This is a genomic window from Variovorax sp. GW821-FHT09B05 (assembly GCF_059418265.1).
In genome coordinates, this window is the sequence record NZ_JBWKPN010000001.1 from 48010 (window position 1) to 62205 (window position 14196).

Annotated in this window: 15 protein-coding genes and 1 riboswitch; of the genes, 12 read left to right on the forward strand and 3 right to left on the reverse strand. The window is 69.8% G+C overall.

Translation table 11 applies throughout. The annotated features are described in order from the left end of the window. Window positions 1-68: 68 nt before the first annotated feature. Genes AC07RM_RS00195 through AC07RM_RS00220 form a run of 6 tightly spaced genes read left to right on the forward strand, consistent with a single transcriptional unit; the run spans window position 69 to window position 6339 of the window. Window positions 69-1259, forward strand: coding sequence for an ABC transporter substrate-binding protein (locus tag AC07RM_RS00195; protein WP_208509416.1), 1191 nt, complete (start codon window positions 69-71; stop codon window positions 1257-1259). A gap of 49 nt (window positions 1260-1308) precedes the next feature. After that, the gene (locus tag AC07RM_RS00200) at window positions 1309-3138 is read left to right on the forward strand and encodes an ABC transporter permease (RefSeq protein ID WP_495332074.1); all 1830 of its coding nucleotides are present in this window, start codon (window positions 1309-1311) and stop codon (window positions 3136-3138) included. A gap of 17 nt (window positions 3139-3155) precedes the next feature. After that, a complete protein-coding gene (locus AC07RM_RS00205) occupies window positions 3156-3734 on the forward strand; it encodes an OsmC family protein (RefSeq protein WP_495332076.1) in 579 nt (192 codons plus the stop codon). Further along, window positions 3718-4566 (forward strand): ABC transporter ATP-binding protein, encoded by an 849-nt coding sequence (locus tag AC07RM_RS00210; RefSeq protein ID WP_495332078.1) that lies wholly within the window; start codon window positions 3718-3720, stop codon window positions 4564-4566. The genes AC07RM_RS00205 and AC07RM_RS00210 overlap by 17 nt, the downstream gene beginning before the upstream one ends. Continuing rightward, window positions 4563-5417, forward strand: coding sequence for an ABC transporter ATP-binding protein (locus AC07RM_RS00215; RefSeq protein WP_495332080.1), 855 nt, complete (start codon window positions 4563-4565; stop codon window positions 5415-5417). Before AC07RM_RS00210 ends, AC07RM_RS00215 begins: the two co-directional genes overlap by 4 nt. 34 nt (window positions 5418-5451) lie before the next feature. Beyond that, window positions 5452-6339, forward strand: coding sequence for a VOC family protein (locus AC07RM_RS00220; RefSeq protein ID WP_495332081.1), 888 nt, complete (start codon window positions 5452-5454; stop codon window positions 6337-6339). A 20-nt stretch (window positions 6340-6359) separates the two neighbouring features. Here AC07RM_RS00220 and AC07RM_RS00225 read toward each other — a convergent pair whose 3' ends face one another. Further along, window positions 6360-6653 carry a hypothetical protein gene (locus AC07RM_RS00225; RefSeq protein WP_296779773.1) on the reverse strand — a complete coding sequence of 98 codons (294 nt, stop codon included), beginning with the start codon at window positions 6651-6653 and terminating at the stop codon, window positions 6360-6362. 164 nt (window positions 6654-6817) lie between these two features. On the opposite strand from AC07RM_RS00225, the gene AC07RM_RS00230 reads away from it, so the two are divergent. Then, window positions 6818-7315, forward strand: coding sequence for an arsenate reductase ArsC (locus tag AC07RM_RS00230; protein WP_296779776.1), 498 nt, complete (start codon window positions 6818-6820; stop codon window positions 7313-7315). Between the two features lie 15 nt (window positions 7316-7330). Here the strand turns inward: AC07RM_RS00230 and AC07RM_RS00235 are convergent, their stop codons facing one another. Beyond that, window positions 7331-7579, reverse strand: coding sequence for a hypothetical protein (locus AC07RM_RS00235; RefSeq protein ID WP_093345893.1), 249 nt, complete (start codon window positions 7577-7579; stop codon window positions 7331-7333). A gap of 282 nt (window positions 7580-7861) precedes the next feature. Between AC07RM_RS00235 and AC07RM_RS00240 the strand changes: the two genes are divergently transcribed. The 5 genes from AC07RM_RS00240 (at window position 7862) to AC07RM_RS00260 (ending at window position 13177) form a co-directional block, all read left to right on the forward strand. After that, window positions 7862-8071 (forward strand): hypothetical protein, encoded by a 210-nt coding sequence (locus AC07RM_RS00240; protein WP_495332083.1) that lies wholly within the window; start codon window positions 7862-7864, stop codon window positions 8069-8071. A 291-nt stretch (window positions 8072-8362) separates the two neighbouring features. Next, window positions 8363-9046: a response regulator gene (locus AC07RM_RS00245; protein WP_495332085.1), complete on the forward strand. Its 684-nt coding sequence runs from the start codon at window positions 8363-8365 to the stop codon at window positions 9044-9046. Window positions 9047-9084: 38 nt separating this feature from the next. Next, the gene (locus AC07RM_RS00250; RefSeq protein WP_495332087.1) at window positions 9085-10866 is read left to right on the forward strand and encodes an ATP-binding response regulator; all 1782 of its coding nucleotides are present in this window, start codon (window positions 9085-9087) and stop codon (window positions 10864-10866) included. A gap of 111 nt (window positions 10867-10977) precedes the next feature. Next, window positions 10978-12333, forward strand: a complete 1356-nt coding sequence (locus AC07RM_RS00255) for a DUF8696 domain-containing protein (RefSeq protein ID WP_495332089.1) — start codon at window positions 10978-10980, stop codon at window positions 12331-12333. 90 nt (window positions 12334-12423) lie between these two features. Next, a riboswitch (yybP-ykoY riboswitch) is annotated at window positions 12424-12594 on the forward strand. Window positions 12595-12604: 10 nt separating this feature from the next. Beyond that, window positions 12605-13177, forward strand: a complete 573-nt coding sequence (locus tag AC07RM_RS00260; protein WP_093345903.1) for a TMEM165/GDT1 family protein — start codon at window positions 12605-12607, stop codon at window positions 13175-13177. Between the two features lie 18 nt (window positions 13178-13195). On the opposite strand, the gene AC07RM_RS00265 is transcribed toward AC07RM_RS00260, so the two are convergent. Continuing rightward, window positions 13196-14185 (reverse strand): tripartite tricarboxylate transporter substrate-binding protein, encoded by a 990-nt coding sequence (locus tag AC07RM_RS00265; RefSeq protein WP_495332091.1) that lies wholly within the window; start codon window positions 14183-14185, stop codon window positions 13196-13198. Window positions 14186-14196: the final 11 nt, after the last annotated feature.

Below are 14196 nucleotides of genomic sequence, written 5' to 3' on the forward strand. Positions count from 1 at the left end.
CGTTCCAGCGGCCCCGGGCAACGCGAAGAATGGCCGGCCTGATCTTCATGCCCCGGGACCCCCACACCATGCCAACACCGATCTCCCGCCAACGCTTCCTGCGCCGGATCGCCGCGCTGTCGCTGGCCGGCGCCGCCTTCGCGCTGTCCGCTCCCGTCCTGGCCGCGCCGGCCAGCGGCGAGCCCGTCTGGTTCGGCGTCAGCGGTCCGCTGACCGGCCAGAACGCGCAGTACGGCGCGCAGTGGAAGGCGGGCTTCGACCTCGCGCTCGAGCACATCAACGCGCAGGGCGGCATCCATGGCCGGCCGCTGGCCTACAACTTCGAGGACAGCCAGAGCGATCCGCGCCAGTCGGTTGCGATCGCGCAGAAGCTGGTGAACGACAAGCGCGTGCTGATCGAGCTCGGCGACTTCTCGAGCCCGGCCTCGATGGCGGCCTCGCCGATCTACCAGCGCGCGGGCCTGGTGCAACTGGGTTTCACCAACTCGCACCCCGACTTCACCAAGGGCGGCGACTACATCTGGAGCCCGTCGATCAGCCAGGCCGACGCGCAGCCGCTGCTGGCCGATCTCGCGGTCAAGACGCTCGGCTTCAAGCGCATCGCGGTGCTCTATCTCAACACCGACTGGGGCCGCACCAGCAAGGACGTGCTGGTGAAGGCCGCGCAGGAACGCGGCGCGCAGCTCGCCATCGCCGAGGGCTACCAGCCCGACGAGAAGGACTTCCGCTCCACGCTCGTGCGCGTGCGCGACGCCAACCCCGACGGCCTGGTGCTGATCTCCTACTACCCGGACGGCGCGCTCATCGCGGGCCAGGTGCGCAGCGTGGGCCTGAAGCAGCCGATCGCGGCCGTGGGCTCGGTCTATTCGCCGAAGTTCATCGAGCTCGGCGGCGCCGCGGTCAACGGCATCCACACCAACACCGCCTTCTTCCCCGAGGAGCCGCGCGCCGAGGTGCGCGACTTCGTGAAGAGCTTCCGCGCCAGGTACGACAAGGAACCCGACGCCTTCAACGCCTATGCCTACGACGCCGTGGTGTACGCGGCGGCCGCGCTGCGCCAGGCCGGCCCCAACGCCGACCGCAAGGCGGTGCGCGATGCCTTCTACAAGATCAAGGACGTGCCCAGCGTGATCTTCGGCAAGGCCAGCTTCGATCCGCAGACGCGCCGCGTGATCGGCGTGAAGAGCGTGAACCTGGTGGTGAAGGACGGCAAATGGGCGCAGCTCGACGAGAAGGCGGCGCTGGCCTCGACCAAATGAGCGTGCTCGCGCACGGCGCGCCTTGGCGCGCGCAGATGGCGGTCCTTCGATGAACTTCGGCTCCTTCTTCGACTACACGGTCAACGGCCTGATCATCGGCAACATCTATGCGTTGCTGGCGGTCGGGCTGGCGCTGATCTTCGGCGTCTCGCACCTGATCAACTTCGCGCACGGCTCGGTCTACACCGTCGGCGCCTACATCGGCTGGGCCTCGATCACCTATCTGCACACGCCGCTGCCCGTGACGATCGCGCTGGTGGTGCTGGGCTCGGGCGCGCTCGGCATGCTGATCGAGCGCGTGGGCCTGCGCCCGCTGCAGGGCGCGGCACGCATCGCGCCGCTGCTGGCCACCATCGGCATCAGCTTCGTGCTCGACATCCTGGTGCAACTGGTCTTCAGCCCCGATCCGCGCGCGCTGCCCACGGCCTTGCCCGACTGGCGGCTGCAGGTCGGCAGCGGCACCATCGGCGCGCTCGACCTGCTGATCGCGGGCATCGGCCTCGCGAGCGCGGCCGTGCTGTTCGGCTTCCTGCGCTTCACCAGGCTCGGCTGGGCGGTGCGCGCCACCGCGCAGGACCGCGACGCGGCGCAGCAGATGGGCGTGGACGTGGACCGCGTGAACCAGACCGTGTTCGCGATCGCGGCCGCGCTCGGCGGGCTGTCGGGCCTGCTGGTGGGCATGTACTACAACAACATCAGCCCAGCGATGAGCTTCCAGGCCACGCTCAAGGGCGTGGTGGCCACGGTGGTCGGCGGCGTGGGCAACGTGCCGGGCGCCATCGTCGGCAGCCTGCTGCTGGGGCTGATCGAGAGCTATGGCGTGGCGCTGCTGGGCACGCCCTACCGCAACCTGTTCGCCTTCGCGCTGCTGCTGGCGATCCTGGTGTGGAAGCCCAACGGCCTGTTCGGCCGCAAGCGCGCGCTGCCGCCCGAGCCGCTGACCGGCACCTTCATCGCGCCGAGCAAACCCTGGCGCGTGCCGCGCCGATTGCTCGTGGCGCTGTTCGCGGCCGCGGTGCTACTGCCGCTGTTCGATCCCTCGCCCTACCTGCTGCAGACGCTCACCAATGCCTGGCTCTATGCGGCGCTGGCGCTGAGCCTCACGCTGGTGGCGGGCACCGTCGGACAGATCTCGCTCGGCCATGCGGGGCTGCTGGCCATCGGCGCCTATGCCTCCTCGCTGCTGGTGCTCGACCTGCACCTGCCGGTGGGCACCGGCATCGTGCTCGCGGGCATCCTCACCTCGCTGATCGGCACCGCGCTGATCTTCCCGGCCTTCCGGCTGCGCGGCCACTACGTGTCGATCGCCACGCTGGGCATCGGCGAGATCGTGGCGCTCACCATCCTCAACTGGGAGAGCCTCACGCGCGGGCCGATCGGCGTCTCGGGCATACCACCGCTGTCGCTGTTCGGGCGCGATGCCTCGTCGAACGGCGCGATCTACTGGGCCTCGTTCGGCGCCATGGTGCTGCTCGCGCTATTGCAGTGGCGGCTGCTGAACTCGCACCTGGGCCGCACCTTCCGCGCGGTGCGCGAGGACGAGGTGGCCGCGCGCGCCTACGGCGTGAGCCCCGATCGCTACAAGGCACTGGCCTTCGGCTTCGGCGGCTTCGCGGCCGGCGTGAGCGGCGCCTTCACGGCCCACATGTACTCGTACATCAACCACGAGACCTTCGGCTCGCAGATCTCGATCCTGGCGCTCACCATGGTGATCCTCGGCGGGCTCGGGAACATCAGCGGCGCGTTGCTGGGCGCGGTCGCGCTCGTGAGCCTGCCTGAACTGTTCCGCGTCACCGCCGAGTACCGCATGCTGATCTATGGCGTCGCGCTGCTGCTGCTGATCCGTTTCCGCCCGCAAGGCCTGCTGGGCACCGTCTGAAGAAAGAACCACACACCATGAGCCATCTCAACGACTACCTCGCCGAGAAGCGCGCCGCCGTGCTGGCGCGCAATGCCGCCGTCGACGCGGGCAGCGCGCAGCCGCTGCAACTGAAGGCCAGCGTCAAGGCCGAGGGCCGCAGCGGCGTGCGCCGCCTGCGCATCCGCGACCACCAGGTCATCAGCGACAGCCCGCCGAACTTCGCGGGCTACGACCTCGGCCCGAGCTCGCCCGAGCTGCAGCTCGGCGTGCTCGGCACCTGCGTCACGCACATCTTCCTGATCCAGGCGGCCGAGCGGCAGGTGCCGCTCGAAAGCCTCGAGGTCGAGGTCACCGGCATCATCGATCCGCGCGGCGGCAAGCCGGGCCACGAGAGCACGCCGATCTGGCCGCACCAGATCGGCTACACGGTGCACATCGATTCGCCCGCGAGCCAAGCCGAGATCGACGCGCTGTTCGAGGCAGTGGAGCGCAACTGCCCGATCCTCAACCTGCTGCGCAACCCGCAGACCATCCGCGCCGAGGTGAAGCTCGTGAACTCGAAGGCGCAGGCCGCCACCGCGCCGCAGGAAGCGGGCGATGCCATCGCTGCTTGAGATCCGCGGCCTGGTGCGCCGCTTCGGCGGCCTCACGGCCGTGAACGCGGTCGACCTGCACGTGGCCGAGGGCGAGCTGCTCAGCGTGATCGGGCCCAACGGGGCCGGCAAGACCACGCTCTTCAACCTCGTGACCGGCCTGGACCGGCCCGACGCAGGGCAGGTGCTGTTCGAGGGCCGGGACATCACGGGCCTGCCCGCGCAGCAGCTCGCCGCGCGCGGCCTGGCGCGCACCTTCCAGCATGGGCGCGTGTTCGCCAACCTCTCGGTGCTCGACAACGTGCTGGTCGGCTCGCACACCCGGCTGCGCGCCGTGAAGCCGCGCGTGGGCGGCGTGCCGGGCCTGGGCGCGCTGGCCGAGCTGGCGCTGGCGCTGGTGCAGCCCGCCGCCGTGCGGCGCGAGGAGAAGACGCTGCGCCAGGAAGCGCTCGAGATCGTCGCGCTGTTCGGCGAACGGCTGGCGCCGCGCATCGACCACCCGGCCTACAGCCTCTCGTACGCCAACCGCCGCCGCGTGGAGATCGCGCGCGCGCTCGCGCTCCAGCCCCGGCTGCTGCTGCTCGACGAACCCACGGCCGGCATGAACGAGAGCGAGACCGCCGAGATGCTCGAGATCATCCGTGGCCTCAAGGCGCGCGGCCAGACCATCCTGCTGATCGAGCACAAGCTCGACCTCGTGATGCAGCTGTCGGACCGCGTGGCCGTGCTCGACGACGGCCGCAAGATCGCCGAGGGCCGGCCCGACGACGTGCGCAACGACCCCGCGGTGATCGAGGCCTACCTCGGCCACCGGCAGGTGGGGCAGACACAGCCCGAGGCGGTGCCCGCATGATCGCCACCGTCGCCCGCACGGGCCTGCCGCCGTCGCCGTTGTGGGGAGACGGCCGCGACGATGACCATGCCGCGCCGGCCGTGTCGGCCGCTGGCCCCGCGGCCCGCACCGCCGTTCATCCGCTGCTGCAGCTGCGCAAGGTCAACAGCTTCTATGGCCCGGTGCAGGCCCATTTCGACCTCGACATCGAGGTGCGCAAGGGCCAGATCGTGAGCCTGCTCGGCGGCAATGCCAGCGGCAAGTCGACCACCATGAAGATCGTGCTGGGCCTGCTCAAGCCGCGTTCGGGCGAGGTGCTGTTCGACGGCGTCTCGACGCTGGGCCTGAGCACGCCGCAGATCATCCGCAAGGGCATCGGCTCGGTGCCCGAGGCGCGCCGGCTGTTCCCCGCGATGACCGTGCGCGAGAACCTGCTGATGGGCGCCTACGCGCGCAGCGACCGCCGCGCGGTGGCCGAGGACCTCGAGCGCATGCTCGAGCTGTTCCCGCGCGTGGCCGAGCGCATCGACTTCCAGGCCGGCACGCTCTCGGGCGGCGAGCAGCAGATGGTGGCGATGGCGCGCGCGCTCATGGGCCGCCCGCAGCTCATCTGCATGGACGAGCCGACCATGGGCCTGTCGCCGCTGTATGTGGACAAGGTGCTCGAGCTGATCGCGCGCATCAATGCCCAGGGCGTCTCGGTCTTCATGGTCGAGCAGAACGCCAGCCTCGCGCTGCAGATCGCGCACCACGGCTACGTGCTGCAGACCGGGCGCATCGTGCTCTCGGGCCCGGCCGCCGCGCTGCTCGACGACCCGCGCATCCGCGATGCCTACCTGGGCGGCGACGGCGCCGCGCGCACCGCCTCCTGAACTTCACACGCCCCCCACGGGAGAACACACGACCATGTCATTGAAACTCGACCACATCGTCATCGCGGTGCACGACCTCGAGAGCGCCATCGCCGACTACGCGGCGCTCGGCTTCCAGGTACTGCGCGGCGGCGACCATCCGGGCCGCACCACGCACAACGCGCTGGTGGTGTTCCAGGACGGCAGCTACTTCGAACTGATCGCCTGGCGCGCGCCCTCGCCCGAGGAGCGCTGGTGGCAATTGCTGCAGCGCCATGGCGAAGGCATCGTCGACTTCGCGCTGCTGCCGCGCAGCACCGCGATCACCGTCGAGGAGGCCAAGGCACGCGGGCTCGCGCTCGACGGCCCGCTCGATGGCGGCCGCGTGCGTCCCGACGGCGAACGCCTGCGCTGGCAGACCGCGCGACCCGCGACGGCCGACCTGCCTTTTCTGTGCGGCGACCTCACGCCCCGCGCGCTGCGCGTACCCGAGGGCGATGCGCGCACGCATCCCAATGGCGCGCTCGGCGTCGCGAGCCTCGCGCTCGCGGTGCACGACCTCGACGCCACGCTCGAGCGCTACCGCGCGCTGCTCGGCGACGGGCATGGCGAGGTGGCGGTGCATGTCGGCGAAGCCGTGGCGCTGCCGGGCAGCGGCGTGCGGCTGGCCGTGATCGCACTCGGCGGCAGCGCGCTGGTGTTCTCGTCGCCGCGCGCGAGCGCGAAGACGGACGCCGCCACGCCGATCGGCCGTGCGGTGGAACAACGGCTCAGCGCGCGCGGCGAGGGGCCCTACGCGCTGGTGCTGCACACCGCGGCCACGCCGTCGCCCGAGGCGCCGGACCTCGCGAAGACGCATGGCGCATCGATCGAGTTCGCGCCGGCCGCGCGCGAAGGCGCCGCGCGGCGCGCATCGGCGCTCGACAGCCTCGTGGGCGGCTGAACGGCGCGGGGGCGGGCCGCTTACTTGTCGGCGTGCTCGTCCTTGGCTTCTTCGCCGTCCTCGGCCGATTCTTCCTCCGACTCCTCTTCTTCTTCCTCTTCCGATTCCTCGAAGTACTCGGGGATCGGCTGCTCAGCCAGCGCCTTCGCGAGCTGCAGGCGGAACTCGGCCAGCGCCTTGGCCGACTTGGCGATGTCCTTCGCGCCCTGGTCGGCGATCTTCTCGACCAGCAGGGCCGGTTCTTCCGACAGGATGATCTCGATGTAGTGGTCGGCGAGTTCGGCGGCGGCGATGAGCTTGGCGTCGGTGGACATGCGGTGCTTTCGGTGAAGTGGAGAAAGACGCCATCGTGCGCAGCGAAGGTGACGCCGGCACTACACACGCCGGCGCGGGGGTGTCATGCGTGCGTCATCGGAAGCGGCGTCAATGCCCGGGTCCGCAACAAACCGGGCCGCGACGCGCGGCCTCGCGTCACGCCATGAATCCTGGCCATCCCGTCCACGTCCTGTTCCTCTGCAACAGCAATGCCGCGCGCAGCCTGATCGCCGAATCGCTGCTCAACCAGTTGGGCCACGGCCGCTTCGTCGCGCATTCCGCGGGCCATGCGCCCACGCCCGACGGCCAGGCCGATCCGCGCACGCTCGAGGCGCTGCGCGGCGCGGGTCTGCCGACCGAAGGACTGCGCAGCAAGAGCTGGGAAGAATTCGGCGCGGCCTCGGCCCCGCACATGGACCTCGTGGTCACGCTCTGCGACGAATCCGCGGGCGAGACCTGCCCGGTCTGGCCCGGCCAGCCCGCCTCGGCGCACTGGTCGCATCCCGACCCGCGCGCACCGGGCGCGGAGCTTGGCGACGACGCCTTCGTGCAGACCATGCATGCGATCCGCCGGCATGTGGAACTGCTGGTCAACCTGCCCGACGAACGCATCGACCGCCTCGTGATCGAGGCGGAGGCGCGTCAGATCGGGACGTCTTGAGCCGCTCGCGTGGGCTCAGCCTTCGCGGCGGTAGAGCGCCCACCTGACGGTCAGAACGTCGGCGGCGATCTTGGCGGCGTTGGCGCCCGCGTAGTCCTGCGTGGGGTCGAACTCGAAGCCCTGGCGGTAGCGCACCACCTGCCCGTAGTCCCGGTCGAACACCATCGGCCCGGTCAGTTCGGCAGGATCGGTGCCGGACGGAACGGCCATGAATTTCTCGGGATCGGTGACGCTTTGGTAGAGATCGACGCTGAGCTGGGACATGGTTTTTTTCCTCGAGGTCTTGGTCGGAAGAATGATCGGCCCCCGGCGCGGGTGGCAGGCAGTCCTCCACCGGCAGGCCGAGTCGGCAATGACCTACAGAAGACCCACGGTTCGATCGATACGGTGTATCAAGGCGTAGATGATTGCGACTGCGCCCAACTTCTTCGCTGGGGAACAAGCATGCAAGACAACCGGGACGCCGCCTTTGCGGCATGGGTGGGCGCCGAAGACGCGGCCCAGGCGGCCATTCACTTACTGCACCAGCGAACGCGCGGCGGCCGCATGAAGGTCGCACCCCAGGAGATCGAACAGATCGCGCGCCTGCGCAAGGAGGCCGACGTGCGCTTCGCCGCGGTGTGGGGCGTGCTCGGTACGAGCGCGGCCGCACCCGAGGCCTTGCCCGAGCCGCTGCCGCGCGTGGAGCGGCCGCAGCGCATCGTGGTGGGACCACGCGCCGCGCAGGGGCAGGCACTGCCTTCGATCGCGATCTGAGCGCGGGCCGCTTTGCGCGGCACTCGTGAGCCGAGGCGTCCAGAAGAGCTATCTCTTCTTGCGTAGGTGAGCGCGTTTGCGTGGCGAATGAGCCCGCAGAAGACCGGAATCCTCGAAGCGGTCGCTCCTTTTCGACGTGCAGCAGGACTGGCGACGACACCAGCGAGGATCGCGCAATATCCCAAAGGGCGAGTCCCTTGCCGACAGCGCCATTCGCTCGCCGCACAGCAGCGGTTTTCATGACTTTGGTCATTTCGTTTTTCGCTCGGGGCAGCACTAAGATGCCCGCCCATGGCCCACGCCACACCCCTGTCACCGCATGCCGCGCCGCTGCGCAGCGAAGCCGGCGTGCCTCTGCCGGCGCGCGGCATCCTGGTGGTCGACGACCATGAGCTGGTGCGCCTCGGCCTGCGCGCGCTGCTGCTCGCGGAGACCGGCAGCGTGCCGGTGTACGAGGCGCGCTGCCTCGCCGACGCCTTGCACCTCTACGCGCTCCATGAGGCCTCGCACCACCTGGTGCTGCTCGATCTCGACCTGCCCGACTCGCAGGGGCTGGACACCCTGGTGCGCTTCCGGCGCGCCTTCCCTTCCTCGCCCGTGATCGTGCTCTCGGGCAAGGACAGCCATGCGCTGATGCACGGCGCGATGGCGCTCGGGGCGCAGGCCTTCCTGCCCAAGACCGGCCACCTGGGCGAGGTGCTGCGCTACGTGAGGGACAACGACCTGATCGGCCTGCCGGCCCGGCCATCGATGACCTCGAGCAGCACGCCCACGACGCCGGCACGCGCCGAGTCGCAGCCGCAGCTCAATGCACGCCAGGTCGAGATCCTCGACTGGCTGCTGGCCGGCAAGTCGAACAAGGAGATCGCGCAGCTGTCGCGCCTGACCGAGGGCACGGTCAAGAACCATGTGTCCACCTTGCTGCTGCTGTTCGGCATGCGCTCGCGGGCCCAGCTCATCAGCAGCCTTCGATAAGCTCTCCGCGCCATGCGGCTTTCGATGGAGATGCCCGCATGCTCGCGATGACTGACGCGCCCCCGCCCGAACTGGCCCGGCGGGTGTTGCGCGAACAGGTGGCGGCGGTCCATGCGAACGCGCCGGCCGCCTATCTTGCGGACATGCTCACGGCGCAGGCGCTGGGCATCGGCCTGTTCGTGGCCACGTGGCGCTGGCAGGTGCTGCTGTGGATGGCGCTGCACCTGGCATTGACGCTGCGACGCGCCTACCGGCGCTACCGGCGCAGCCCCGATGCGGCCGAGCATCCCGAGTACTGGGCGCGCTTCAATGCGCGCAACGTGCTGCTGCGCTCCTGCGTCTGGGGCCTCGCGCCCTGGCTGTGCGTGCCGCCGGGGCGCAACCTCGGGCTCTGGGTCATGGTCATCGTGATGATGATGGGCGGCTGCGCGGGCGGTGCGCTGTCGCTGGCGGTCCTCAAGCGCAACATCCCGCGCTTCATCGTGCCGAGCATGGCGAGCCTGACCCTGGCGCTGGCCTGGCGCGGCGACACGGTGCACCTGTTCCTGGCCACCGGCTGCCTGCTCTACATGTGCGTGATGATCACCTTCGCGCTGCAGCACCATCGGCTGCTGACGGCCTCGCTGACCATGCGCTTCGAGAAGGAGGCGCTGGCCGAGCAACTGAGCCACCAGATCGCCGCGACCCAGCGCGCCAGCGAGGAGAAGACGCGCTTTCTCGCCGCGGCGAGCCACGACCTGCGCCAGCCCCTGCATGCGATCGCGCTGTTCGGCGCGGTGATCGAGAAGAAGCTGCAGGGCAGCGAGGAATGGGACCACGCGGTGCGGCTGATGGATGCGGTCGGAACGCTCGGCGATTCGCTCGATACCTTGCTGGACATCTCGCGGCTGGACGCCGGCGAGGTGGCACCGCGGATCCGGCCGGTGGAGCTCAATCCGCTGTTCCTCGCGCTCAACAACGTGTTCGCGGCGCAGGCGGCCGGCAGGGACCTGCAACTCCGATTGCGCGCCACGCCGTGCTGGGTGCTGAGCGACCCGCAGCTGTTGCAGCGGCTGCTCTCCAATCTCGTGGACAACGCGCTCAAGTACACGCCGCGTGGCGGCGTGGTGGTGGCCGCCCGTGCGCGCGGGCCACTGGTGTGGATCGACGTCTGCGACACCGGCATCGGCATCTCGCCCGAGCACCTGGGCCGCATCTTCGACGAGTTCTACCAGGTCGACAATCCGGGCCGCGATCGCGCGCAGGGGCTGGGCATCGGCCTGTCGATCGTGCAGCGGCTCTCGCGCCTGCTGGCGCATCCGCTGCAGGTGCATTCGCGCCCGCAGCGCGGCAGCCGCTTCCGCATGGTGCTGCCGGCGGTGTCGGCCTCGGGTGTCGCGCCGTCCATCGCGCGCCCCGACGCCGTCCTGCCCTTGCCGCGGCGCGTGCTGCTGATCGACGACGAGGCGCCGATCCGCCAGGCCGTGACCGGGCTGCTGCAGGCCCATCGCGTGGCCATCGACGCGGTGGCCAGCGAGACCGAAGCCGAGGCCGTGCTGGCGCAGGCCGCGCAGGCAAACACCCCGGTCGACGTGTTGCTGTGCGACGTGCGTCTGGCCGATGGCGCCGACGGCCTGGCCGCGGCGCAACGGCTGCGCGCGCGCTTCGGCCCCGGCTTGCAGGTGTTGCTGATCACCGGGGAAACCGCGCCGCGGCGGCAGCAGCAGATGCACGACGCCGGCCTGCAGGTGTTGCTCAAGCCGGTGGCGGCCGACCGGCTGCTGCAGGCGCTCGCAGCGCTGACGCGACACGGAACGACGCCCGTCCGCAGGCACGCCTGAGCGTCTTTTTTTCCGCCGAAAGTCGATGACCTTCGACACTAGATCGCAGGTGTCGCGATCCCTACCGTGGAGGCCTTCTCATCCACTCACTTGAAAGAAGGAAGGCCTCTCATGAACACCCGTCTTGCCGTTTGCCGTGCAGCGCGCACACCCGTCGCGTTGCTGGTCATGAATCTCGTGCTGGTGGCCTGCGGGGGAGGCGGCGGTGGCGGGGGCTTTGCCGGCTTCCCGGTCGCTCCCGCTCCCGCGCCTGCCGCGCAGACACCTCCGCCGGCACCCGCTCCAGCCGCGGCCTCGATCACGACGCAGCCATCGAACACCACGGTGGGCCAGGGCGTGTCCGCCACCTTGAAGGTGCAGGCCGCGCACGCCACGGCCTACCAGTGGCAACGCAGCACCGACGGCGGTGCCCACTGGAGCGATGTCGCCGGTGCCACGAGCGACAGCTTCCGCACGGCCGCCAGCCTGCTGGCCGACAGCGGCCAGCAACTGCGCGTGCGGGTGACGGGCGCCAAGGGCAGCGTGACCAGCAGCGCCGCCACGTTGACGGTCAAGCCCTGGGTCGCCACCGTGCTGGCGACGACGGGCGTGAGCTACAGCAGTCCCTATCAGCTCGCGCTCGATGCGAGCGGCGCGAAGCTCTACGTGGCCATGGGCGGCAATGGCTCGGTCTATCGGATCGACACGGCCAGCGGCAGCGGTGCCGAGGTGACGCCGGGGACGACGATGAATGCGCCGGTCGGCCTGGCACTGGCGGCCGACGGCACCCTCTACGTGAGCGACCAGCATCGCATCAGCAAGATCGCGCCCAACGCCACGACCGCCAGCACCTGGGTCGGCACCGGCAGCAGCGGATATGCCGACAGCCCGGCCACCGCGATGTTCAACAACCCCACCGGCATCGCGCTCGACAGCGCGGGCAACCTGTTCGTGGCGGACACGGAGAACAAGCGCGTGCGCAAGGTCGCGCCCGACGGCACCACGAGCACGCTGGCGGGCGACGGCACGCAGGCCTACCTCGACGGTGTCGGCACGGCCGCCCAGTTCGCACGCCCGCAGGGCCTGGCGCTCAGCCGCGACGGCAAGACGCTCTACGACACCGACACCGACAGCCCCTGCCTGCGCAAGATCGACGTGGCCAGTGCCACGGTGAGCACGCTGCTGGGCGATTGCGCCAACGGCAACGCGGGCGCGGGCGTGGTCGACGGAACGGTGGCCACGCCGGCCAAGCTCGGCTATTCGTACGGCGTGGCGGTGGATGCGCGCGACAACGTGTTCCTGACCCACGCCTGGGATGGCGTGGCGCGCGTGGCCACGCCCGCGGGCGAGATCAGCACCCTGCAGGACGGCACCGGCGCGCCGATCGCCTTCAACTTTCCGATCGGCGTGGCGGTGGCCGCCGACGGCACCGTCTACGTGGGCGCGAACCACGGCAACCAGATCCTCAAGCTCACGCTCGCGCCCTGAGCGCGCATGCCCGGTAATGCAACTCGCTCTCGACACGGGGACATTCGTCGAAAAGACGGGGGCGAATCGGCGCTCGCCCCTAAGATCGCGGCCTCAGTCATTGGGGAGTAGCTGACCTGCGCAACGCAGGAGCCCGCGTCAACACACTTGGCCTTCGGCCATGGCGCGAGCAGCTTTAGAGCCTGGCAAGACCTTTGACCACGTCACCTCGGTATGGGCCGGGAAGTGGCGTGGTCTTCGCGTCGCTGGCCCAGGGAGTTCTCTTTTCATCATGGAAGCCTTACTCGTATCCACGGGCGTGGTCGCGCTCGGGGAAATGGGCGACAAGACCCAACTGCTCGCGATCATCCTGGCCGCGACCTTTCGCAAACCCTGGCAGATCGTCGCGGGCATCTTCACCGCCACGGTCGTCAACCACGCGGCCGCGGGCGCGCTCGGCGGCTGGGTGGCCCAGGCCATGGGGCCGAACATCCTGCGCTGGGTGATCGGCGCCTCGTTCCTGGCCATGGCCGCGTGGATGCTGATCCCCGACAAGATCGACGACGACGCCGCGAAGACGAAGAGCCGCTTCGGCGCCTTCGGCACCACGGTCATCACCTTCTTCCTCGCGGAGATGGGCGACAAGACGCAGATCGCGACCGTGGCGCTGGCCGCGCGCTATCCCGACGTGGTGCAGGTCGTGATCGGCACCACGCTGGGCATGATGCTGGCCGACGCGCCCGCGGTCTTCCTCGGCGAGAAGATCGCGGCCAAGGTCTCGATGCGGCTGGTGCACGGCGTGGCCGCCGTCATCTTCGGCGTGCTGGGGCTGCTGACGCTGTTCAACGTCGGCAACCTGTTCTGAGCCCCGGCGGGCGGCCGCCTACTTGGCGGCGGCCGCCGTGCCCAGGCCCAGCTTGTCGATCACGGCCTTCTCGGTCTTCATGGTGCGCACCGCGTACTGCTTGTAGGTGGCGCTGTCCATGTAGAAGGTCTCCATGTCGAACTTGGCGAGCGACTCCTGGTAGTTGGGCATCTCCATCGCCTTCTTGAAGGCGTCGTGCAGGATCGCGACCACCTTCGGGTTCGCGCCCTTGGGCAGCACCAGGCCGAAGGGCGAGGCCTGCACCATGTCGATGCCCGACTCCTTGAGCGTGGGCGCGTTCGGGTACTTCTTCGAGCGCTGCTCGCCCCAGGTCGACAACAGCCGCAGCTTGCCCTGGTCGACATAGGGGCCCCAGCCCGGCGTGTCGGCGACCGACATCACGTGGCCGCCGAGCACCGCCTGCAGCGACTCGGAGTTGCCCTTGTAGGGCACGTGATTGAACTCCACGCCGGCCTGGATCGCGATCGCTTCCATCGTCAGGTGCAAGGTGGTGAGCGCGCCCGGCGTGCCGTAGCTCAGGCGGCCCGGGTTGGCCTTGGCATAGGCGAGGTACTCGCGCATCGACTTGATCGGCGAATCGGCGGGCACCACCAGGCCGAAGGAATAGCCGGCGAGGCCGATCACGTAGCTCAGGTCGTTGGCCGGGTCCCAGTTGAGCTTGGTGGTGTAGGGCAGGCGGAACACCGGCAGCGGCACCTGCGCGAGCGTGTAGCCGTCGGGCGCGGTGGCCTGCATGGTCTGCGCGGGCAGCACGCCGCCCGCGCCGGGCTTGTTCTCGATGATCACCGGCTGGCCGAGGATCTTCGAGGCGTTCTCGGCCAGCACGCGGAAGGGCACGTCGGTCGAGCCGCCGGCGGTGAAGCCGATCAGCACGCGGATCGGCCGCACCGGAAAGGCATCGGACTGCGCGAAGGCGGGAGCGGCGGCGAGGCCGGCGGCCAGCAGCAGGGCGTGCAGCGCACGGCGGGTGAGGGTGGGTTGTTTCATGGCGGGACGTG

Excerpts from the sequence above, each read along its gene's own strand:
- AC07RM_RS00195 (WP_208509416.1), top strand. The coding sequence starts at position 69 with ATGCCAACACCGATCTCCCGCCAACGCTTCCTGCGCCGGATCGCCGCG.
- AC07RM_RS00200 (WP_495332074.1), top strand. The coding sequence starts at position 1,309 with ATGAACTTCGGCTCCTTCTTCGACTACACGGTCAACGGCCTGATCATC.
- AC07RM_RS00205 (WP_495332076.1), top strand. The coding sequence starts at position 3,156 with ATGAGCCATCTCAACGACTACCTCGCCGAGAAGCGCGCCGCCGTGCTG.
- AC07RM_RS00210 (WP_495332078.1), top strand. The coding sequence starts at position 3,718 with ATGCCATCGCTGCTTGAGATCCGCGGCCTGGTGCGCCGCTTCGGCGGC.
- AC07RM_RS00215 (WP_495332080.1), top strand. The coding sequence starts at position 4,563 with ATGATCGCCACCGTCGCCCGCACGGGCCTGCCGCCGTCGCCGTTGTGG.
- AC07RM_RS00220 (WP_495332081.1), top strand. The coding sequence starts at position 5,452 with ATGTCATTGAAACTCGACCACATCGTCATCGCGGTGCACGACCTCGAG.
- AC07RM_RS00225 (WP_296779773.1), bottom strand. The coding sequence starts at position 6,653 with ATGTCCACCGACGCCAAGCTCATCGCCGCCGCCGAACTCGCCGACCAC.
- AC07RM_RS00230 (WP_296779776.1), top strand. The coding sequence starts at position 6,818 with ATGAATCCTGGCCATCCCGTCCACGTCCTGTTCCTCTGCAACAGCAAT.
- AC07RM_RS00235 (WP_093345893.1), bottom strand. The coding sequence starts at position 7,579 with ATGTCCCAGCTCAGCGTCGATCTCTACCAAAGCGTCACCGATCCCGAG.
- AC07RM_RS00240 (WP_495332083.1), top strand. The coding sequence starts at position 7,862 with ATGAAGGTCGCACCCCAGGAGATCGAACAGATCGCGCGCCTGCGCAAG.
- AC07RM_RS00245 (WP_495332085.1), top strand. The coding sequence starts at position 8,363 with ATGGCCCACGCCACACCCCTGTCACCGCATGCCGCGCCGCTGCGCAGC.
- AC07RM_RS00250 (WP_495332087.1), top strand. The coding sequence starts at position 9,085 with ATGCTCGCGATGACTGACGCGCCCCCGCCCGAACTGGCCCGGCGGGTG.
- AC07RM_RS00255 (WP_495332089.1), top strand. The coding sequence starts at position 10,978 with ATGAACACCCGTCTTGCCGTTTGCCGTGCAGCGCGCACACCCGTCGCG.
- AC07RM_RS00260 (WP_093345903.1), top strand. The coding sequence starts at position 12,605 with ATGGAAGCCTTACTCGTATCCACGGGCGTGGTCGCGCTCGGGGAAATG.
- AC07RM_RS00265 (WP_495332091.1), bottom strand. The coding sequence starts at position 14,185 with ATGAAACAACCCACCCTCACCCGCCGTGCGCTGCACGCCCTGCTGCTG.